Source organism: Actinoplanes sp. DH11, assembly GCF_020873875.1.
Taxonomy (GTDB): domain Bacteria; phylum Actinomycetota; class Actinomycetes; order Mycobacteriales; family Micromonosporaceae; genus Actinoplanes.
The window spans coordinates 22,758-42,524 of sequence record NZ_JAHWGU010000019.1 but is presented as its reverse complement, the minus strand read 5'-3'; the positions used below and the strand labels follow the sequence as shown (position 1 = coordinate 42,524).

Annotated in this window: 19 protein-coding genes, 1 tRNA gene and 3 pseudogenes; 7 read left to right on the top strand and 16 right to left on the bottom strand. The window is 65.6% G+C overall.

The genetic code is table 11. From position 1 onward, the window contains the following. Both LPA41_RS25740 and LPA41_RS25735 read left to right on the top strand, forming a co-directional pair. Positions 1 to 840 carry a DMT family transporter gene (locus LPA41_RS25740; protein WP_229073353.1) on the top strand — a complete coding sequence of 280 codons (840 nt, stop codon included), beginning with the start codon at positions 1 to 3 and terminating at the stop codon, positions 838 to 840. A gap of 31 nt (positions 841 to 871) precedes the next feature. Next, entirely contained in the window at positions 872 to 1,621 is a 750-nt protein-coding gene (locus tag LPA41_RS25735; RefSeq protein ID WP_229073352.1) for an FMN-binding negative transcriptional regulator, read from the top strand. Here LPA41_RS25735 and LPA41_RS25730 read toward each other — a convergent pair. The 3 genes and pseudogenes from LPA41_RS25730 to LPA41_RS43335 form a co-directional block, all read right to left on the bottom strand. Next, positions 1,587 to 2,441, bottom strand: a complete 855-nt coding sequence (locus LPA41_RS25730) for a hypothetical protein (RefSeq protein ID WP_229073351.1) — start codon at positions 2,439 to 2,441, stop codon at positions 1,587 to 1,589. The genes LPA41_RS25735 and LPA41_RS25730 overlap by 35 nt on opposite strands. A 161-nt stretch (positions 2,442 to 2,602) precedes the next feature. Beyond that, entirely contained in the window at positions 2,603 to 2,890 is a 288-nt protein-coding gene (locus tag LPA41_RS25725; RefSeq protein ID WP_229073350.1) for a hypothetical protein, read from the bottom strand. 1,041 nt (positions 2,891 to 3,931) lie between these two features. Next, positions 3,932 to 4,219 (bottom strand): annotated as a pseudogene (locus LPA41_RS43335) (tetratricopeptide repeat protein); the annotation flags it as partial. Between the two features lie 118 nt (positions 4,220 to 4,337). On the opposite strand from LPA41_RS43335, the gene LPA41_RS25715 reads away from it, so the two are divergent. Beyond that, positions 4,338 to 4,422: transfer RNA gene (locus LPA41_RS25715), tRNA-Leu, on the top strand. Here LPA41_RS25715 and LPA41_RS25710 read toward each other — a convergent pair. From LPA41_RS25710 to LPA41_RS25685, 7 genes and pseudogenes are all read right to left on the bottom strand, one after another. Then, a complete protein-coding gene (locus LPA41_RS25710) occupies positions 4,387 to 4,611 on the bottom strand; it encodes a hypothetical protein (RefSeq protein WP_229073348.1) in 225 nt (74 codons plus the stop codon). The two genes, LPA41_RS25715 and LPA41_RS25710, sit on opposite strands and share 36 nt — an antisense overlap. Then, positions 4,514 to 5,026, bottom strand: a complete 513-nt coding sequence (locus LPA41_RS43330) for a hypothetical protein (RefSeq protein WP_374238211.1) — start codon at positions 5,024 to 5,026, stop codon at positions 4,514 to 4,516. The genes LPA41_RS25710 and LPA41_RS43330 overlap by 98 nt, the downstream gene beginning before the upstream one ends. Positions 5,027 to 5,166: 140 nt before the next feature. Further along, on the bottom strand, positions 5,167 to 5,436 hold the full coding sequence (locus tag LPA41_RS25705; RefSeq protein WP_229073347.1) for a hypothetical protein: 270 nt from the start codon (positions 5,434 to 5,436) through the stop codon (positions 5,167 to 5,169). Positions 5,437 to 6,183: 747 nt separating this feature from the next. Then, positions 6,184 to 6,858: pseudogene (locus LPA41_RS25700) on the bottom strand (transposase); the annotation flags it as partial. A 128-nt stretch (positions 6,859 to 6,986) separates the two neighbouring features. Beyond that, positions 6,987 to 9,374 (bottom strand): P-loop ATPase, Sll1717 family, encoded by a 2,388-nt coding sequence (locus LPA41_RS25695; protein WP_229073346.1) that lies wholly within the window; start codon positions 9,372 to 9,374, stop codon positions 6,987 to 6,989. Between the two features lie 597 nt (positions 9,375 to 9,971). Then, positions 9,972 to 10,430, bottom strand: a complete 459-nt coding sequence (locus tag LPA41_RS25690; RefSeq protein WP_229073345.1) for a hypothetical protein — start codon at positions 10,428 to 10,430, stop codon at positions 9,972 to 9,974. Continuing rightward, positions 10,427 to 10,792 (bottom strand): hypothetical protein, encoded by a 366-nt coding sequence (locus tag LPA41_RS25685; protein WP_229073344.1) that lies wholly within the window; start codon positions 10,790 to 10,792, stop codon positions 10,427 to 10,429. Before LPA41_RS25685 ends, LPA41_RS25690 begins: the two co-directional genes overlap by 4 nt. Before the next feature lie 1,320 nt (positions 10,793 to 12,112). Between LPA41_RS25685 and LPA41_RS25680 the strand changes: the two genes are divergently transcribed. Further along, entirely contained in the window at positions 12,113 to 12,328 is a 216-nt protein-coding gene (locus LPA41_RS25680) for a hypothetical protein (protein ID WP_229073343.1), read from the top strand. Positions 12,329 to 12,703: 375 nt separating this feature from the next. Here the strand turns inward: LPA41_RS25680 and LPA41_RS25675 are convergent, their stop codons facing one another. Continuing rightward, positions 12,704 to 13,255, bottom strand: coding sequence for a hypothetical protein (locus LPA41_RS25675; protein ID WP_229073342.1), 552 nt, complete (start codon positions 13,253 to 13,255; stop codon positions 12,704 to 12,706). A 90-nt stretch (positions 13,256 to 13,345) separates the two neighbouring features. Between LPA41_RS25675 and LPA41_RS25670 the strand changes: the two genes are divergently transcribed. Then, positions 13,346 to 13,720 carry a hypothetical protein gene (locus tag LPA41_RS25670; RefSeq protein ID WP_229073341.1) on the top strand — a complete coding sequence of 125 codons (375 nt, stop codon included), beginning with the start codon at positions 13,346 to 13,348 and terminating at the stop codon, positions 13,718 to 13,720. A 6-nt stretch (positions 13,721 to 13,726) separates the two neighbouring features. After that, positions 13,727 to 13,807, top strand: a pseudogene (locus LPA41_RS25665) (DNA-binding response regulator); the annotation flags it as partial. Positions 13,808 to 14,225: 418 nt separating this feature from the next. Here the strand turns inward: LPA41_RS25665 and LPA41_RS25660 are convergent. After that, positions 14,226 to 14,564, bottom strand: a complete 339-nt coding sequence (locus LPA41_RS25660) for a VOC family protein (protein WP_229073340.1) — start codon at positions 14,562 to 14,564, stop codon at positions 14,226 to 14,228. Continuing rightward, a complete protein-coding gene (locus LPA41_RS25655; RefSeq protein WP_229073339.1) occupies positions 14,564 to 15,358 on the bottom strand; it encodes a GyrI-like domain-containing protein in 795 nt (264 codons plus the stop codon). The genes LPA41_RS25660 and LPA41_RS25655 overlap by 1 nt, the downstream gene beginning before the upstream one ends. A gap of 119 nt (positions 15,359 to 15,477) precedes the next feature. Between LPA41_RS25655 and LPA41_RS25650 the strand changes: the two genes are divergently transcribed. Further along, positions 15,478 to 16,227: a hemolysin III family protein gene (locus LPA41_RS25650; protein WP_374238210.1), complete on the top strand. Its 750-nt coding sequence runs from the start codon at positions 15,478 to 15,480 to the stop codon at positions 16,225 to 16,227. 168 nt (positions 16,228 to 16,395) lie between these two features. On the opposite strand, the gene LPA41_RS25645 is transcribed toward LPA41_RS25650, so the two are convergent. The 3 genes from LPA41_RS25645 to LPA41_RS25635 form a co-directional block, all read right to left on the bottom strand. Further along, positions 16,396 to 16,728: a DUF4389 domain-containing protein gene (locus LPA41_RS25645; protein ID WP_229073338.1), complete on the bottom strand. Its 333-nt coding sequence runs from the start codon at positions 16,726 to 16,728 to the stop codon at positions 16,396 to 16,398. A gap of 636 nt (positions 16,729 to 17,364) precedes the next feature. Next, the gene (locus LPA41_RS25640) at positions 17,365 to 17,592 is read right to left on the bottom strand and encodes a hypothetical protein (RefSeq protein ID WP_229073337.1); all 228 of its coding nucleotides are present in this window, start codon (positions 17,590 to 17,592) and stop codon (positions 17,365 to 17,367) included. 135 nt (positions 17,593 to 17,727) lie between these two features. Continuing rightward, positions 17,728 to 19,329 (bottom strand): lysyl oxidase family protein, encoded by a 1,602-nt coding sequence (locus LPA41_RS25635; protein ID WP_229073336.1) that lies wholly within the window; start codon positions 19,327 to 19,329, stop codon positions 17,728 to 17,730. Positions 19,330 to 19,767: the final 438 nt, after the last annotated feature.

Genomic DNA, 19,767 nt, shown 5'->3' with positions numbered 1-19,767 from the left:
GTGGGCGTCCTCGCGTTCAGCTTCTCCCTTCCGTTCACCCGGGTCGCCGTCGCCGAGCTCGACCCGTGGTTCGTCGCCTTCGGCCGCGCGGTCGGCGCCGCCGCGCTGGCCTGGGCGTACCTGCGGTACGCCGGGGCCGAGGCACCCACCCGCGAGCAGTGGCGGCGGCTGGCCGTCGTGGCCCTCGGCGTGATCGTCGGCTTCCCGCTGCTCACCTCGCTGGCGCTCACCACGTCCACGTCGGCGCACGGCGCGGTCGTCGTCACGGTGTTACCCGCGATGACCGCCGTCTTCGCCGTACTGCGGGCCGGCGAACGGCCACCGCTGCTGTTCTGGCTGTCCAGCCTCGGCGGTCTCGCCGCGGTGCTCACCTTCCTGATCACCAGCGGCGCGGTGCACGGCGACCTGTCCGCGGCCGACCTGTTCCTGCTCGGCGCGGTCATCCTGTGCGGACTCGGCTACGCCGAAGGTGGCGTGCTGTCCCGGCAGCTCGGCGGCGCCCGGACCATCTGCTGGGCTCTCATCCTCTCCGTGCCCGTGACCGTGCCGGTCACCGTGATCGCCGCCGTGGCCACTCCCCCGCAGGCCGGGCCGGCCGCCTGGGCCGCCTTCGGATATCTCACCGCGATCTCCATGTTCCTCGGGTTCTTCGCCTGGTACGCCGGACTGGCCCGCGGCGGCATCGCCACCGTCGGCCAGGTCCAGCTCGTGCAGCCGGTGCTCACGCTCATCTGGTCCGCACTGCTTCTGTCCGAACAGGTGAGCGGTGCTTCAATCGGGGCGGCGCTGGTGGTGCTGCTCTGCGTGGTGCTGACCCAACGGACCCGCTCGAAAAGCTGACCCAGCGGACCCGCTCGAAAGGCTGACCCTCATGTACGTGCCGACCCACTTCGCCGCCTCCGACGCCGACGCCCGCGACCTGCTGACCACCGCCGGCACCGCCGACCTGATCACGGCCACCGCCGACGGCCTGCTCGCGACGCCGGTGCCGTTCGTCTACGACCCGGCGTCGCACGCCCTCCACACCCACCTGGCCCGCAACAACGACCAGTGGCGGCACCCCGTCCTCGGCGAGGCCCTGGCGATCGTGCGCGGCCCGGACGCCTACATCACCCCCAGCTGGTACGCCACCAAGGCCGAACACGGCCGCACCGTGCCCACCTGGAACTACGTGGTCGTCCACGCCTACGGCGAACTGGTCGTGCACGACGACCCGGCATGGCTGGACGCGCAGGTCCGGGCCCTCACCGGCAAGCACGAGGCCGGCCGCGAACACCCGTGGTCGGTCGACGACGCGCCGGAACGTTTCATCAGCGGCCAGCTGCGCGCGATCGTCGGCGTGGAACTGCGGATCAGCCGCCTCGAGGCGAAGTGGAAACTGAGCCAGAACAGGTCGCCAGCCGACATCGACGGCGTCATCGACGGCCTCCGCGCGACGCCCGGAAGCGGCGTCAGCGCCGAGGTCCCAGGCGTCAGCGGCGGGGCGCCCGGCGGGAACGGCGAAGCGCCGGGCGGCAACGGCGGGTCGCGCGTGGCCGGCGCCCCCGCCCCCGCCCGGACCACGGGTGAGGCGGCCGTCGCCGAACTCATGGAGCGAGCCGCCCGTAGGCCCGCAGAGTGAGCAGACTTCCCACGGTGACCCAGCCGCGCCACTCGGGGCGGGTGATCGGCGTCCACGACGGGAAGCTGAAATCCCACCCGCCGTCCGGTTTCTGCCGCTGCTCCAGCGCGTCCAGCTGACCCTCGATCACGTCGTCGGCGAAGAGCGACCGCGCCAGACTCCCCGGATGGGTGGCGAAGTCGAGCGGCCCGTGCGTGTCGCCCTCCGCCTCCGGGTCGGCGTCCACCACGCTCGGAACGGCCGCGCTCAGCGTGGCCCAGACGGCTTCGGCGCGCGCCCGGTCCGGCACGTGGTCGAGGAACTTGAGGACGGCCAGCACGTCATAGGCCTCGGGCTCGCTCACCTCACCGAGCGCCGACCAGCAGAAGTCGGTGGCCCGGTCGACCCACGGATGCCGCACACCGTGTTTCAGCAGCAGGCCGGCGATCGACGCGGTCGGGTTCAGTGACCCCGGCAACCCGGTCGCCGGCTCCCACCAGGGTGCGCGCGGACTCGACGTCGGCAGCAGCCACGGCACCCCGCCGTCCGCCCGGCTGATCGACTCCAGGTAGCGCAGGCAGCCGGCCACCAACTCCTCGTCGAGCGCGCCGGTCTCGTCCATCACTGCCAGCGCCACCTCGACCGGCACCGGCTGACTTTCCGGCCCCCGCAGGTCGGGCTCGAGGGCATGCCCGAACCCGCCGTCCGCATTCACGTAGCCACGCACCGCGTCGATCACCCGAGCCGGATCACCGCCACGGAAGTGAAGCTCGAAGCGCCGCCGGTCGAGCAGCCGCGCGTTTGTCCAGAGAAACGCCTCAGCCCGGTCAAGTGTGTCCATGCGCCGGACCGTACGCAGGGGGTCCGACAACCTCGCCCGCCATCACCGCCCCGCGACCCGTTCGGACGTCCCAGTCGCCCCCGCCTTGACCGTCCGCCGTGCCCGCCGCCCTGCGCGTACGACCGGTTCCAGTCATGCGCCAGGTGCCCTGACCACCGGTCTCAGATGGCACGCTGACCGAGTACGAACACCAGCGCGCCCGCCGCGACAATCGCTGCCACGGCAGCGAACGCCAGGAGCACAATCGCCCAGAACCGACTTCTCGCCTGCGAGGCCGGAGTCCTGTGCGGTGCTTCCGACAGGGCCTCCTGCTCGTCCCAAGGCGCTTCTTCCGACCACGATTCCGCGGTCCCGTCAGCCGGTCCGGCAGCGTCGTCGGCCCCCTGCGCCTCGTCCGCCTGCCGACGGCCCTGCCACGCCGGTTCCGCTGCCCATGCCGCGTCGCGCACCCGAGCCGTTTCCTCCTGCCAGCGGCGCTCCGCCTCGCTGGGCGGATCTTCCGTCTGCGGCTCGGTGGCGGGGAGCGGGCGCTGTTCAGACGGGGCGTTCCGGTCCGGTTCCGTGTCCCACCACGGGTCCCCTATGTGACGGTTCCGCGGATTGACGTCCGGTCGCGGGTGGCTCGCTGCGTGGGGGCGAGGCTCCGGACGGTGCTGCGGAGCGGCATCTGAAGGCCTCGCGGGCGACTCAAACGACGGGGGCGGCGCGGACGGTTCCGGCGGCGGAACCGACGCGGGCGGATGGTGCGGCGTTACTACTGTCGGCGTCGGTTCCTGCCCGGGCGCCGCAGGACGGGCGTCCTCTCCGCGAGCGGTGTCCCACCACGGGGCTTCCACCAGGCGGCCACCCGACATGAAATCCGCCGGTTCATGGTTTCCCGGGCCCGGCTCCGGCGGTGCAGGGGCGGGCTGGTCCGGCTGCGGAGCCGCCTGCTCCGGAGGCCGCTCAGGCACCCCGGGACGCGTGCCCCAGGTGCCTGCGGCCAGTCCCGGCTTCCACGCCGGTTCCGCTGCCGGCTCACCACGCGCCGCGTCCACCGGCTCACGACGCGCCGCGGCTACCTGCTCACCACGCGCCGCGTCCGCCGGGTCACCGTGCTGGGACTCCCGCTTCACCCGGGCGGCCCTCGCTTCCGCCGGCTCATCGCGCGCCGGGTCGAGGCCATCCCGCGTCGGCTTCTGCGGTCGGTAGAGGTCCGTGTCCGGAAGTGATCCGGGCGGCCGGGTGGGCGGTGGCGGAGGTGGGCGCGGCCCCGGCACGGTTTGAGGTGGGTCTTGCGATGCCATTGCTTGCGGTACGGGCGGAGCCGCCGAAGTGGGCGGGGAGGCTGCCGGTCCGCGTACCGAATCTTGATCCTGCCGAAGATGAGCCCGCGCCCGGACGACCGCCTGGTGTTCCGCACCGAGAGCCGCCGGCCCGTACGTCGCAACGCGCCCGAAAGCCGCCCGAGCCTCCCGCCGATCGCCGAGCTCAGCCGCCACCTGCCCAAGATCGTAAGAGACCCGCAACATGACCGGCGCACCGTCACCGTGGCGACGACGCCCGGCGTCGTAGGCCTCCTCCAGCACCCGCCGAGCCGCCCCCGGATCATCGGCACGGCGACAGACCGCAGCCAGGTGCAGCTGCGTGGCAAGCACCGCCGGGTGGTCCTCCCCCAACGCCTCCCGACCCGCGTCGGCCGCACGCTCCAGCAGCAGCCGTGCCCGATCCAGATCACCCGCAGCGACGAGCGCACGAGCCTGTTCGAGAGCCTGCGTCAGCGGCACCACCCCCGCCATGCTGCCCCCTTCCACCCCGCCCGGCCACCCCTGGTTGGGAGGCAGTTCAAGGCCGTGTAGAGTTTCGAGCTGTGCGGCTCGCCGGGGCGAAAGCCCAAGACAAGCCGCACAGCAGCAGGTCCGGGTGGCGGAATGGCAGACGCGCTAGCTTGAGGTGCTAGTGCCCTTTATCGGGCGTGGGGGTTCAAGTCCCCCCTCGGACACACGTTATACACACGGCCGAAGTCGTCACTGACGACCTCGGCCTTCAGTGTTTCTTGGCCTGGTTGGTAGGTCATCCGCAGGCCGATGCGGCTATATAGCTCGGCGCGGTCGCGCGGGTCCGCTCCCTGGATCAGCCGGAGCAGGTCCTTGAACGCGGCGGCGATCGCATTGAGCTGATCTTCCGTCATCCGCTGCGGCGGTACGTCGGTGAGGTCGAGCCGGGCTTGGGCCGCATTCTTGATCGCGGTGGTCTCGGTGATCCAGCCGGCGATGAGGGCTGGGTCGCCGCCGGCGTCGAGGGTGGCGCGGTAGCGGTCGATCTTGGTGTCGGCGTCGGTGATCGTTTGGCGGATCTTGGCGATGTCGTCTGGGTTGCCTTGCCTCGGCGAGTGCGGCGCGGTGCTGGGCGTCGGCCACGCGGCGCAGGTTGTCGGCGAGGGCGGCGCCGGTCAGTTCGTCGCGGAGGAACCGGTCGATGGGGTCAATGATCTGGTCTTCGCGCAGGTACAGCACAGGTGGGTGGCTGATCTGGTGCTGGCGGACGTAGTCACGGCTCGCGGTGCAGCGGTAGTAGAGGCGGCCGCGGTTCGGGTTGCCGACCATCTTGCGGCCGCAGATACCGCAAGTGATCAGGCCGCGGAACAGGTACGGGCGGGCGGTATGCCGTGGCGCCCGGCCGGCCTCGCTGTTCGTGCCGCGCGTCTTGACGGTCTGCTGGGCGCGTTCGTAGAGGTCGGTGCTGATCAACGGGGTGTGGGATGCGGTGCGGGACCATACCCACTGGCTGGTTGCGGTTCGCCGATGACGACAGCGACGAAGTCGCGATCCGGGGACTTGATGGCGTCGAGGAGACGGAGGGCTTCGGGGCGCCGTTTCCATGGCAGCGAGCGGGAGAGCCCGATGTCGAAGAACTCGGCGACGATCTCGCCGCCGGTCGGCTCGATTAGGCTGCGGGCGCGGGATCGCTGCCACGCTTTGGAGGCCTGCGGGTCCTGCTGGTCTTCGGTCGACACGCGTCCTTAGAAGGCGACAGCGGGACTTCTAAGGACGTCTTGACCTGCCCGTTCTCAATTTCGATCATCGTGGTGCTTCGTATGCTGCGATTTCTCCTTTTCCTCGTGGGGATTCGCAGCGCTGATGACGGACCTCCTTCCCACCTACCTTCGGCTTGTCGGAGCGACTGGGAGACATCAACACGAGCGGGAGACACTACTTGACAAAAGGCATGCATTTCCATATAATGCCGCTCGCCTGCTAGCCTGTCCGTGTGACTTCTTCTCGCCCGGTGTGGCTTGCGTTGGCAATCTTCTTTAGCTTTGCGGTGGGCGTGGGTGCTGGCGTCCTCGCTCGGGTAGGCGAACAAAGCCTCCCGTTTGCTGTGTTGACCGGCGGCGCCGCTTTCGGAGGGACGTTGGCGTTGTGCCTTACCGTGCTTAGCTTCGCGACGGCGAAAGGTTGATCGCCGCGACCGCCTGTGTCCTCGTCCGTCCGTTGTCCGTCCGCACGTTAACGTGCGCAGACGCGCGCGAGCGGACGGACATCCGCACGGACGATCGGGTCAGGCGCGCCAGCGCCCGCGGGTCACTTGCCGGGCGTGGCTGGTGGCGGCGAGCACTTGCAGCCGGTCGTATATCCACGTGCGGCGCATGCCGGTCGCGGTGATGAGTTCTCGAATGGTGAGGCCGCCATCGGGCGCCTGGTCTAGCGCGGCGATCAGAGCTTGCTCGGGATCGTTGGCGACCCGTGCCGGCGGATCAAGGGGAAGCGGGGTCGGTGGTGGTGTTGGAGCCGGCCCGGCCTTCGCGGAGCAGCCCGGCGAGGGCTTCGCCGGTGTTGTCGAGGAAGCACAGCAGCGGATGGAACCCGAACGTCTTCTTCCAGGTGCGGGTCGCTGATTCCCTGTCGGAGCGGCAGATCACGATGGTGGCGTCGATGTCGAGGACCAGGCCGTCGACGGGTTGGCCGGCGACTGTCGGCTGCGGCACGTCGCCGCGGGTGTCGGCATGCTGGGCCCAGGCGATCTCGCGGGCCCGGGCTCGAGCGGTCCGTAGCTCGGCCAGCATCGTCGCGTCCAGCTGCGATAACAGTCGCCATGCGGTCGCATCGGACGCGACCGGCCCGAACAAGGCCTTCTGGTCACGCAGCACTGCCAGATCGGTGATGGCCTCGCCGCCGTCGGTGAGCATCACGGCGAGATCGACCGCTATCCGGCCTGGGTCGTGCCCGCGCTGCCGTTGCCGCAGACCCGCCAACGCCTGGCTGAATGCGCTGGTCAACCCGGTCTTGTCAGCGAGATCGGCGAGCAGCCGGGCACCGGCGTGACCGACCACGCCCCGCCCGCCCCCGGTCACCATGATCTTCGGACGTGTTGCGGCAGTCTTCACCCAGCAAGTGCCTTCCGTGACGGGTTGATTAGGACTCTCGACAAGCCCTATCTCCCCTGATCAGAAGGCACTTCTGCGTTTCCGGCTCACTCCTTGGACAGCCCTTAACGAAGGGCCGAGGTTAGGAGCTTTTAGTGGCTCGGCCGATAGGGTGACGAAGCGGAACGTCGCAATTTCGGTCAGCCATTCATCCCTGATGACGAGTTCTCGGCAATGCTTAAGTACGGGCGAAACGCAGGATGGATTGTAACGCGCCCAGGACGTCCCAATCTGCTAATGAGCTTTCGGTTCATCACCTTCGCTCGGCGCTCGCTATGGTCATCGGCAACATATTCGAAGACGCCATCGTTAACCTCAACCCCTAAGAAGTTCGAGCGGATAAGGATGGTCATCAGTTCGTCGCAACTTGTACCCGTAGAGGCTGAGGCGACAATCTCTTCAGCGGCTACCCAATCTAGCGTTGCTTCTCCTCCGGCGAACTCAAAAAGTACGTTGTCTAGCTCTTCGGTCTGAACGCCTTCCACGAGGAGAGCATCGAATGCAAAGCTCGAATAGTCGCTCTCGGCAGTGATGATGTCCTCCTCCTCGATTCGCGAATGTCTCCTATTAGAAGCTGTGACCGCGGCGGCATTGCAAAGGAATACTAAGTCTCGCGGACGCGGAAGAGATCGTTCAAGAATGTACCTCCTCGTCTCCACGCCTTTCACGGTCGCAGCGAATAAGTCCTGCCACAAATCATCTGGGTCCGCCTTCCCGTCTCTCTGAAAGACATAACGATCTTCAATGATTCGTGCGCGTAATTCGGGATCGGTCCAGCGAATCTGGAGCGTTGTAATCTTATCGGGCTCTCTTGCGAATTTCCGAACCACATCAAAAATATCAGCGCGCAGAAAAACTGCAAGAGTGACGCGGGTTGGATTCCGCCCAGCTCCGGCGCGTCGAAGCTCCTTTTCCACCTTACCCACAGCCCCAAGCAGGCCTAGAATCAATTGAGACTGTTTCTCTTGGTCGGCGTCCCGGTCCCACGCTTTATCTAAGTTGTCGATAAGAACGGCGATCCGTTCGCGATCGGCAACCGACTCAGAGATCAGTTGCTTAAGCTCACCAACATGATCCTTATAGATCTGCCTCGTCACCCAGTTCTGAGAGGCTGCTACCCCTGCCGGCATTTGCTCGGCCCGATCAGAGACTTCTTTCAAGAGGCCTTCGAGTCTTGTTGCGAAGTCGACCGCCATTCCTTCGGTGGTTTGTAAGTAAGTGCGCAGCTTTCCCGCCGGGGAGCTTACAGAAATTCCAGCAGGCCGCTCCTCCGCATCGGCGACTACAGATATTGCAATCTCGGTGAGGAGAAGGTATTGCCAAATTGCTTCCAGAAGAAAATTCGATGCTTCTTGCCGCGGAAGTTTAGAAAGAACCTCTAGAATGCTTAATAACTCATATCCGGAAGGTTTTATTGACGTCACAACATTCCGCTTGTCGGCACGGAGAAGCTCGGCGGCTCGCAGCATATTCGCAGTCTTTCCCGTACCCTTTCTTCCGACGAATACAGCCAACGAAGATGCGATCACCGCTTGGAACTCGCCAGTAGGTACGAAATACTCCGCCAGGTCGCCTTCTTCGTACTCGGCAACGTACTCGCCGAATCCCCGAACAGGGAGCTCTGCGTTTAGGACTCGTCGTCCCACACTCTTACCTGTGGTCATTGCCGGTAATTCGTCAAGCCAGCTATTAACCCGCTCGGTCAGGTGTTTGGTGGTGGAATAAGTTTGCATCAGGTCGCGATAGTCGAAGGGGGCGACGAAACCCTCCTCGGCGATCATTAAAGTGGGCAGTTCTAGACCTGCTGCCAGGCCGCCCAGGATACTCGCGCGAGCGTTGTGAATCTTCTCGCGAACTCTTTGTGGACCCCTAAGATGAATCAGTGCGGAAGATGCTTTATAAACGTTGGCTGCAAACCAAGGCAAAGGAGCGACACCGTTTTCCTCGGGATCGACTTCATTGACCGCGAGGGTGGTTCGGTCCCTTAAAACTCGGGCTAATATTCGGTCTGCATCATTTCTCAAGCCACTGGGTAAGTAGAACTGCGACCTTGGAATCCGGGGGACCACACCACCTGTGACCAGCAGATCTTCCCACAGCCGGCTCTCGTTCTCATCAGGTCTTTCATTCGCGAAGGCTTCGACGATATCGTGGCTCTGCCTATAACCGACATGCCCTATGCTTCCCAATAAAGCGAATTCGCGCCAAAGTCGCATGGCTTCCTCATTTGTTTGATCGATGCACAAGATAACGTGCTTCCCAGCCGCGATCGCGAAACCGACCTCAAAGAGGACATTGCTACTCAAAGTGCCAACCTCGGCAACTACTACCTTGGATTGCCGGATGGCCTCGAATACCTTGTCGATGACAATCTTTCCGTCAACAGCCAGTTCCTGCCATGTCCGCGTGACAAGCCCTGTCGCCCTTGCGATACCCGTGGCCGTTTCTCGCATAACCTCGCCAGTGAGGGCGGGGTTGTCTGCGTAGGCAAAGAAGACATCATGCTTTTCGATGCGGCGACTAGACATGCTCTATATTCTGACGCAGTGGGCCGGTGCATGGGAAGAGTTGTGGCCATCCGCAGTTGGGCGAGTACTCTAGTTCTGCTGGTTAGGTCTCCCTATCAGGGTAGCGCTGGTCAATCAGAGCCGAGCTTGGGCCTGTTTAGCTAAGTCACCCTTCATCTCGAGTTTGACTATGTTGCCGAGAGATACCCGTATCATGCGGTGGACCGCGGCGGTGCGACATTCCGGTGTGCCGTAGAGGGTGTAACTCATAACGGCCGCTATTGACCGATCTAAGCAACAAAGCAGGGCAACTAGCTTTAGTAAAGCGTTAAAGCTTTAGGTCTATGGCGGCGCGTCGGATCGCTTTTAGGTATGGTTCATCTTCTCGCCGTACGTTATCGGATAAGTCGGCAAAGGGAACAATGGATTTATGCTGAACGCGCCTCAAGACCATCCAAGACGCCCAGGCATCATGTACGTCAGAGAGTGTTACCTCTTCACCTTTTACTCTCAGAAGAAGTGCATAGAGGATGAAGAGGTCTTCTGAGTCCTCAGGGGGAATCGCTTGAGCTGGGAGATGCGCTCTTACCAGTAGGGCGATTTTATCTAAGTACGAAATCATGCGGTTACCTTCGCGATGAAGAGGGATAGATAAAGACCGCAAAAGACCCACGGCACGATGCGCTCTACTAACCCCAGTTCGGCGTACCGGCCCCGCCATTGCGGTACGGGATCTCTTTTAAGGGTTGTCCACTCGTCGCCAAAAACTCGTACCGGCAGGTTTTGCTCAATCTTCATAATTACGTCGAACTTTGCTGCATTGAGGTCGCGATAACTCCGAAGCTGCATCCACCACGATAGAGATAGCAGAATTCCGGCGATAGACATCACAAGATCAACCCACCAAGGGTTCGCGCCCTGCGCTGGCTTAAAAAGGCCAACGAAAGTGACGAAACCTGTCTGGGTAGCAAGGAAGAAGGTATTCGATGCCAATCGCCTAGCGGAGACCCGATCGGCCATTTCTACAGCCGTCTTGTACAGCTCAAGGACTGCTGGATCACGCTCGGCTGATGTCAACGTCCGCCACCAATCAAGATCTTAAGGTTTTGCCAAGTCCAGTCGTACATCTTATCACTTTGTCGGGCGCTTGTGGGCTTTGTGCAGGTCTTATCCGAGTAGCCCCTGAGTAGAAAGTATGGGATTCTTTCATTGGCCGCCATCGAAAGTTCGGTTGCAACACCAATGGCCGTATGGGTGTGCTGCCCGCAGATGACGGCCACGACATCGCTAGCGCGAATTCTGCGGCGTGCCTCCTGTTGCCAGTCTGGCGATGCCACTTTGATCGACCAGTCCGCGATGATAAATGGCGAATCAGGGAGGCGTGACTGGCCGACTAGCGCTTCTTTGAGGAAGGCGTTGTGGTCGTAGTCGAAGCTCACGAATACCCGTGAGGCCATCAGCATTCCATCCTTAAGGAGGGTTCCAGTGGTTGAACATTGCGCACGGGCGTGGGGCGCTATTCGAGGGCGTGAACTTGAGATCCTAGCGCGACACTAGGCGTAAATATAGCCAGCGCACTCCCATGGACTGGTATGCGACGACGACTTCGCGTCAGTGCGGTTTGGGCCGGTTCGACCCAAGAACCTTGCCGAATCTTCCTTACCTAGATGAAGGCGGGGCCTAGGCGAGGCACGGACTGGCCCGGTCGGCGATCTGACGGCTAATGCGCCGGCATCGGCTGGCATTTCGGCCAGCTGTACTGAAGGGGGCTGCGATTCGTATCGGTCTCCTCCTTCGTACCAGATATCTTGGCGGCCTGTGGCGGAAGTAGGCGCGAACCTCCGTGTGCCATGGCACTGAGTCGCCCTGGCGGCCTGAGCCTGACTGTCCGGTGTTGCTTAACGCTGAGGGCGACAAGCGAAGGCTTGTCGTGCTCGTTCGATGCAGCGTTGAGGACATGGCGACGTTGATTACGCAATGCCGCGCCATCGGTTCAGCGCCATCCCTGGCTCCCTGCAGGTCGGGATTGGTTGGCGCATCACGGCGACGATCAATCCTGCTGGGGCTTGGGATGCCCACTTTCTACGCTGTCCGTTCGACACCATGAGAGCTTGTCATCACCGCCGGGTTGCCTACAATCACCCGAACAGATCTCCATTGGACTCCTGAGGGTTCTGGCGGTGCCGCCGACAGTCCCACCACCCACGACGCGACGACGTCACCGAGGTTGTAGATCGCCGAGGGTGGCCGCACGCCGCGGCGGCGGTAGACGTCGGCCACTTACCTTGATAGCCCATCGCCCGAGCACAAGTTGTTCGCGGTACTGGTATGGAAGTCCTCCGGACGGTGCTCAGGCTCGTGTCGATGAGATCATGAACGATGGCGGCGATCCCAACAGCATCGAGGTCTGTTGGGCAGCCTCGCGCGATACGGGCTTCGCGCTAGCGTCAGTTCTCTCATGGCGATCGCCGTGTGCGTGTCACGAGTGTTGGTCCTTGGACACAGAAGTGCGGCATCTATGCCCATGTTGGGTGTTCATGTGGCACTTGATAGCCATCAGGCTGATCAGCCGTACAAGTCAGCAACATAGTAAGGGCTCCCATCCAGGGACCCTTACTATGTTGCTTCTGCGGATGCCTTACGCAGGCGATATACGGTTGGCTGCGGATGCGGTTCCACAGGTTGTCGTAGCGGCGTCTGCCGACGGCGCGGCCGTTGCGGTAGCGCAGGATCTGGCTGTCGGGGGTGCCGTCGCCGCGTTGGCTGAAGTGATCGGCGAGTACCTGGCTGCGCTCCTGGGCTTCTCCCGCGGCCGCGTCCCGCAGGCCCGCAGGTCCCTGCCGTACGAGGCCCGGTTCGCCGCCGCCGTCGAGGGCGAGTCGCAGGCACGGCCGGAACACGAGTTGCGGCTGAAGAGGCAGGGCGCCTTCGACCAGGCGCGCACCCGGCTCTTCGACCTGCTCGCCGACCTGTAATCCACGAGCAATTCACCGTCAAACCGGCACGATTGACCCACCAGGTGCGATCCCATGGGTGGCGGGGTCACACGGCGCCCAGCTCCCGTCACCCGTTGGCGCCCGGCACGACGACACCCACGGGCGCCCCGGGCCGGCATTCCCGGGCCCGCACTCAGATGTCTGCGCTGGGAGCGACCCGGCTCGCTGATGCCACGCTGTGGTTGCATCGCGCCCTTCAACTACGGGACGTAGTCGGCGGAGGCTTCCTCAGTCGGGAACACGCAACACTTGAATAGGCGGTCTCACCAGTACCAAGCGTCGGCCAGCACAGAAGCACCCCCGTCCTGCTCCTTCATCGGAGCGGGGCGGGGGCCTTCGTCGTATCCGGGCCCCTTACCACTCCCATCGGGCATGAGTCAGGCCCTCAACGCTGTACTCGGCGCCGTCTGGCGCGCCAGTCGCGCGGACGTAGTTGATCCATCCCTTCCGGCAAGCCGCGGGCGTCAGCTCGCTCTCAACGAAGGCCGGCGCGAGCAGGCCGCCGCCGAAGACAATGTCCTGCGACAGCTCTTCGCCGCCGCCGTACGACAGCGCCCATGGCCGGGTGGAGGCATTGAACGGCTCGTCGCCCCCGTTGCACGTGCGCACCTGGATCCCGTAGTTCTCGCCGTCCGCCTTGTGTGCCAGTACGGTTACGGACACCTTCACCCCATCCGGGTCGACGAACCGGTGTACCTGCCCCACCTCGAGTGCGGCTCGGATCGGAGCGCTGGAAGGTGGCGTCGACGCCGACCGCGGCGCTTCGCTCGGGGGAGGTTGCGCCTGGGACTCGTCGGATCCGCCCCTGGCTGCGACGGCCGTTACCCCGGCGGCGCCGGCGAGGACTACGCCAGCGGCGACCAGGCCGATGGTGCGTGCCGAGGTGCGTTGTTGCGGGAGGGTCACTGCGGGCTCCTGGGTAGGCATCGTCTCCCCCAGGGTCATACCGCAGAGCAAGGCCGCGCAGGGCGTCCGGTGGCCGATCGTCGCTCGCCTATGGCCGATCGGGCGATCTCAAGCCACGCCGCCCAGCACAGAAGCCTCCAGCGCGGGGATGCCGCATCGCCGGTGAACAACGGGCGGTCACCGCCGACGGTCAGCAAGGTGATGACCGACGAGTTGTTGCGCGGGCTGGTCTCGCCGTCATCGGTCAGCGTCTCGGCCGACAGGAACGGCATCGCGCGCTCGATCAAAGCCCAGCGGGCGTCGGGCAGGTCGGACGGGTACGCGCGTGGTCTGGATGGGTTCTCCTTGATTGAGCCGGCGGGAGACATGCACACCGAAGACGAGATCTACGCCAGCTTCCTCTGGGCGATCGATTTCGTCGACCGCGGGCTTCGCGAGCTATCTGGCGTCACGCCTAGCGCTTGAATTCCGTCCAGCATTCTTGCCAAGCTGGGTCTGCGCGACCGCGTGCAGGCGGTCGTCTACGCCTACCGCCAAGGCCTATGCACCTAGACGATTGATTCCTTGATTCTTTAGTGGTCGTAAGCGATCAGCGAGTCGCTGCCCCACCTCCACGGGCTCGCCGTCGGGGGTGGTCGTCCGCAACCTCGGCGATCAGTGTTTCCAGGCCAGTTCTGTAGGTCATCCGCAGGCCGATACGGCTGTAAAGCTCGACCCATCGAAGTGCAGTGGTGACTCGAACCCTGCGGACGGTACCGGCACGGCCGGTGAGTTTGAGCTCGGTGACCTCACCGCTCGCTGTGCTGTCTCCCCCGCCACGATGCGGTATCCAATCGGGACCCTGAGCCACCCTGCCGACCGCATCCGCGCGCATCGCCGCCGGCGCGGCTCCCGGCGGCGCCTCTACCCTGATGAGCAGTGGTTCACCGTCACCGTTCGCCGCTCTGCCGGCGGCAGAGCGCTTCCGATCTCACGCCACGCAGAACTCGTTGCCGGACGGGTCCTGCAGAACGATCCAGTGGTGGCCGTGCTCGTCATGCTCGGATTGGAACGCGGCGCCGAGGCCGACCAGACGCTTGACCTCGGCCTCCCGGTCATCGGCGGTCAGGTCCAGGTGGCCGCGGTTCTTGACGGCCTTGTCCTCGTCGACCTTGAGGAACATCAACGTCAAGCCGTGCTCGTCGGCGCCGATGGTGGCGAAGTGCTCGTTGGCTCCAGGATCGACCGGGCGGCGCAGGGCCTGCGCCCAGAAGCCGGCCAGCGCGGCGGCGTCGGAGCAGTCGAACGTGACGTGGGCGAGAGTGAGCATCAGTTCTCCAGGGTGTGCACGGGCCAGCAGATCTCGGTGCGGAAGTGTTCCTCGGGGATGCCGTCGCCCGGTCCGGTCAGATACCGCTCGCGGACCTGCCCGGCGATGGTGAGGCCGGTCCCGGCCAGCCAGGCGCCGAGCGCCCGATAAACGGCCGACATGCTCCGGTACGGCCCGACGAACTCGGCGACCGCGAACCGCCCGCCCGGCAGCACAGTGTCGCCCTGCTCGGCGGGCACGTAGGCGGTGACCGGGGCGGCTTCGTCGTGGTACTCCACCGGGAACAGCGCGCCCCAGGGCCCGGAAGCGACGGCGTCGGCGTCGGCGTCGGCGTCGAGCAGCGTGTACGCCTCCCCGAGGAACTCGGCGAACTGTTCCTCGCGCACCTCCCGGGTGATGGTGAACGCGATGATCGGCGGTAGGGTCCGCTCGGTCACCTCGGCCGGTGTCACCGCCCCCGGGTCGGCAAGCAGTTCGTCGGTGGCCCGCAGGACCTGTTCCAGGTGCGCCTGGTGATCCAGCACCCGTTGACGCTGCTCGGCCAGCACCCGGCGCGTCACTGCCGGATCCCTGGCGGCGAGGACGGCTCGGATGCCGGCGAGTGGCACGTCCAGCGCCCGCAGTTCCCGGATCACCGCCGCATCACCGAGCTGCCCGACCCGATACCCGCGATACCCGGTCCGCTGGTCCACCGCAGCCGGCTCCAGCAACCCGGACTCGTGGTAAGCCCGCAACGTATTCGCGGAGATCAGCGTCGCGCGCGAGAACGCCCCGATCGGCAGAAGATCTTCCACTGCCCCAGTCTCAACCTTCACCCAGGGCGAAGGTCAACCACACTATCGAGTCGATCCGCGACGCGACCAGTTCGGCCGCTTGCTCACCGTTCAGCCGGGGTAACCACGGTGCCGTGACTATGGACCGTTTCCGCCCAGCAGAGGACAACAACCGGCCGAGTGCCGGCCTCGATGCCGGTTTGGACCGGCTGGAGGACCGGGTCGAGCAGGGCCTCGACCACATCAGCGCCATGATCAAGCCCCGGCTGCGGGGCTGGTTGCATGCCGGCACCTTCCCCGTCGCGGTCGCCGTCGGAGCGCTGTTGACCGCGCTCTCCCCGGACGCCCCCTCGAAGCTGGCGCTGGGGCTCTTCACGCTGTCGGCGGCGCTGCTGTTCGGTATCAGCGCGCTGTATCACCGCGGTAACTGGGCCGGGCGCGCCGAGAAGGTGCTGCGGCGCTTCGACCACGCCAACATCTTTCTCATCATCGCCGGCACGTACACGCCGTTCTGCGTGTTGCTGCTGCCACCGGGCCATGCCCGTACCCTGCTGTGGATCGTCTGGGGCGGCGCACTCGCCGGCGTCGCCTTCCGGGTGCTGTGGGTCGGCGCCCCGCGCTGGCTGTACGTGCCGGTGTACATCGCCCTGGGATGGGTGGCCGTGATCTACCTACCAACGTTCTGGCAGGCCGGCGGCGCACCGGTCATCACGTTCCTCGTCCTCGGCTGCGTGCTCTACACCCTCGGCGCTGTCGTGTACGGCTTCAAACGGCCCAACCCGAGCCCGCGCTGGTTCGGGTTCCACGAGGTCTTCCACGCACTGACCATCGCAGCCTTCGCCGCCCACTGCATCGGCATCTCCCTCGCGCTGCGCACCGCCACCGCATAGACACCGAACTCGCCCACTTATCGAAACGGCAGGCTGGGAGCCCGATGGCCGTCCGGCCGCAGGCTCCCAGCGATCAGCGATCAGCGCGTCCGGCACGGTCAGGACCGCGGTGCCGACGCGCCCGCCCGCGTAGAAGCCGACCTCGGGCCGCACCGACGCGCGGACGGGTCAGCTGGCGGGTAGGCCGGACTCCCCCGTCACCGTGCCGGCAGGCGGGATGACGGCGGTCGCCGGATCCTGGCCGCCGGTGTCCAACCGGAACGGCGGGTAGGCGTCGGTCATCAGCGCGGTGTACGCGGCGACCCGCAGCACCCACCGGTTCAGGCCCAGAATGAAGTCGTACCGGCCACGCGGGTACTGGCCGGTGACGGCCAGGGCGAGCGCGGCGACCAGTACCAGCAGCCCGATCAGGCCGCCACCGGTCCAGCTGTAGTTGTCGGTGTCGGAGTTGACCGCGAACCAGGCGCCGCCACCACGGACACCACGCAGAAGGCAATCCACAGGGCGATCAGGACGATGAAGTGCGGAACAGCGAGAACCCACTTCACCAGCCACAGCCAGCGAGACAGGTGGGAGTCCAGGCGCGCGTCCACGCGTACCGGATAGGCGGTCGTTACGGTCATGATCGTTGGACCTCCAACGGATCGGTCGGCGCCCTGATCCCCCGGGCATCCAAGCGCCCGGCCGGACCAAACGACTGATGTGCCGGCTCCGTCCGGAGTCCGTGTGGCGAGGGCTGACGCCCACGACCCGCCGCACCTCGCCGTCGAGACGACATACGGGTTCAGGGGTTCTTGCCACCGCTCGGCCCCAGACCCGGCGGGTGCCGGGTCTGAACCACCGAGGTCTGGGGCAGCGCGCCCGATGGGCGCCGGCCGTCAAGTCAGCTGACGAACCGATCCGTCCTTGACGCTACGCGCTATCCGATCGGGTGGTCCGCCGGCGCACTGTCGGCTATTCCCGGATTTCGCGTAACCGCGCGATCTGACTGGTCGGCATCAGGGATGCCGCAACAGGCGGGCAGGCGTACGGTCAGCATGTCGCCGCGACAGCCGGCTTCGTGACCGTTTTCCGCGTCATCCCGCTCGAGCAGCGGACGAGGTAGCAGGTCGACGAGCCTGCCGCGGCTGGCTACCGTCAGCCGCGACGCGCCGGATGCCGGCTTTCCCCATCCATCGGCGGCTCACCGACCGGATCAGCTTCGTCGGGCGCCGTTGAAGGCCCCGTGGGACTGCCGGAACGGAAGGTGCGGGGGTCGAACGCTCCGCCCGGATGCTGCTGGACGAATTCGCCCTGGGCGTCGCTGATCAGGCCCCGGGCCCGGTCGGGGTCATTCTGTGGGTACCGGTCTTGTGCGTCGTTCATTCCTGGGGATGTACCCGTCGGACGGCTGGCCTACCGCCCCGGTCCCGACTCCCTGTCGATTTCGCCGGGTAGCGGTCCGGAAGGGCCCCGGAATGGGTGGCGCTGTTGCGGCACCACCCATCCCGGGGAGTCCGGCTATCCGGTCGGGCCGTCCAAGCCGTGGACTGCCGGCACCTGCAGCTTCCGGTCGTCGCCGGACCCGCTCAGGATCACCTTGCGCAGGGAGGTGTTGTTGGCCGTGCTGAGTTCTGCCAGCCGATCCGACGGGTTGGCCTTGACCTCGATGTAGTAGGTGCCGTTCGGGAGGTCGGTGACGTCGAACGACTGGCCGGGCAGGAACTGGGTGTAGGTGTCGCCGTTGCCGATGTCGAGCACCTCACGGATGGCGACGGCGGCGTTGGCGCCGCAGGAGCTGGCGAGATCCGTGTTGGTCGGCCGCACCTTGGCGTTCGGAATCGTGTAGTCGACGGCGTCGGTGTTGACCAGGCAGAACGCCTCCTTGCCGCTGCGCACCGCCTCTTGCTGATCCGCCGCGAGCAGGCTGTACTGGGCGAAGTCGGTGAAGTGCCAGTGCAGGTGGCCCTCCCGCTTGTCCCACTCCATGGTGCCCGCGTTGATCGAACCGACCTGCTTGCCCTTGGCGTCGTAGAAGTACTGGTAGGCGTCCATCAGGTCGGTGCCGACGCGGCGGAAGCCGTCGACCACCAGCGGCGAGGTGCCGGCGTTCCACACGGTGGCCCCGAAGACGATGTACTTGCGGCCCGGGACGTCTCCCAGGTCCGCGCCGTCGGCCAGGCTGATGCTCCAAGCCGGCAACGAGCGCAGGTCGGGGCGGGGCCCCTTGGGCAGGGCCGCCCGGCTGCGCATTGTGTCCGGCCGGCGCGCCGCGGGCCGCAGATCGGGTGAGTAGGCCGAAACCTGCAGGGTGGCATCGCCCTCGGTGTGGTGGTCGTGGCCGAAGCCTGCGGCCGCGGCGGGCTGGGCGGCCTTGACCTTCGCCTCGGCGCGGACGCGGTCCGCCGCGGAGAGCTCGCCCTCGAACATGCTCTCGATCGTGATCGTGAGGTTCGTCCCGGCGCCTGCGATCTTGAAGTAGTCGCGGTATCTCTGGTTGATGTCGACGCTGGCCTGATAGGTGCCGTCGGGCAGCCCTTCCAGCTCGTTCGGTGCGATGGCGGCTGTCCATCCGCTCTGGATGCCCCAGACGTTGCCGATCTGGAAGGGGTTGCTGTTGAAGCAGTCCGTCGGATACGGAGTGGTGTCCGGCGCGTCCGGCCGGGCCCGGCTGGACTCATAGGTGTTGGGGCAGAAGTCCTGGCTGCCGGAGACCACGGCCGTGCCGTTCGCGTCCGTCATGGTGAGCTCGGTGAAGTCCTGGAGTCCGCCGAAGTCGGTCACCATTCCCGCGGGCAGGGGAACCTTGGTCTTCTTGCCGTTCTTGGTCGTCACCTGCTGGGCGACGATCGGGTCGGCGTACGACTTGCGCTTCACCTCGATCTCGAACGGATCCTTACCGGCCATGAGGAACACGCCGATGCTCGGGTCCAGGAAGAAGGAGCCGAATTCGTACACGTACCTGGTGAGGGTGATGTTGGTCGCCGTCGTGACCAGACTGAGTGGTGGCGGCGGCGTGGTGTCGGCGTTGGCGACCGCTGAGCCGGTGGCGACAACGGCAGCGCCCAGGGTGAGCGCGACGAACGGGCGCCATCGGCGCCTGGTGCGGGTAGTGACTGTCATGCGAATCCTCCCCGATCGGTAGAACCGAGTCGTCGGGTCGACAGCAGCGTCAAGCGGCCGCGACCGGTCAGGTCGCAACGAGTCGTCGGACCTGTCGCATCACGATCACGATCAGGTTCCCTGGGCCGCCGAGCACCGGCCCACCGGTGAGGTCATGCGGTTGTGGCATCGCGATTCCCCCGTAGTCCTCGTCGCGTCACAGCCATTGGATCCTGTCGATGTCCACTGTGTCCACCCCGCTGCGATCGCGGCACCTGCGCTGGACCGCCCCGTACCGTCGCCGCGTTGTGTTCAGCCCGCATCGCCGGCGGCGTCGCCCCTCAAGCAGGCGCCTCCCGCCGGAAGCTGGTGAACGTTCGGGATCTTGCCTGCGGTGAGCGCGTCGACGCCCAGTAGACGTTGCCGTGAGTGGTGGCGATCCAGTGCCCGAGCCTGTGC

Excerpts from the sequence above, each read along its gene's own strand:
- LPA41_RS25735 (WP_229073352.1), top strand. The coding sequence starts at position 872 with ATGTACGTGCCGACCCACTTCGCCGCCTCCGACGCCGACGCCCGCGAC.
- LPA41_RS25730 (WP_229073351.1), bottom strand. The coding sequence starts at position 2,441 with ATGGACACACTTGACCGGGCTGAGGCGTTTCTCTGGACAAACGCGCGG.
- LPA41_RS25710 (WP_229073348.1), bottom strand. The coding sequence starts at position 4,611 with ATGACGGAAGATCAGCTCAATGCGATCGCCGCCGCGTTCAAGGACCTG.
- LPA41_RS43330 (WP_374238211.1), bottom strand. The coding sequence starts at position 5,026 with ATGGTCGGCAACCCGAACCGCGGCCGCCTCTACTACCGCTGCACCGCG.
- LPA41_RS25695 (WP_229073346.1), bottom strand. The coding sequence starts at position 9,374 with ATGTCTAGTCGCCGCATCGAAAAGCATGATGTCTTCTTTGCCTACGCA.
- LPA41_RS25670 (WP_229073341.1), top strand. The coding sequence starts at position 13,346 with ATGGCCGATCGGGCGATCTCAAGCCACGCCGCCCAGCACAGAAGCCTC.
- LPA41_RS25660 (WP_229073340.1), bottom strand. The coding sequence starts at position 14,564 with ATGCTCACTCTCGCCCACGTCACGTTCGACTGCTCCGACGCCGCCGCG.
- LPA41_RS25650 (WP_374238210.1), top strand. The coding sequence starts at position 15,478 with ATGGACCGTTTCCGCCCAGCAGAGGACAACAACCGGCCGAGTGCCGGC.
- LPA41_RS25640 (WP_229073337.1), bottom strand. The coding sequence starts at position 17,592 with ATGAACGACGCACAAGACCGGTACCCACAGAATGACCCCGACCGGGCC.
- LPA41_RS25635 (WP_229073336.1), bottom strand. The coding sequence starts at position 19,329 with ATGACAGTCACTACCCGCACCAGGCGCCGATGGCGCCCGTTCGTCGCG.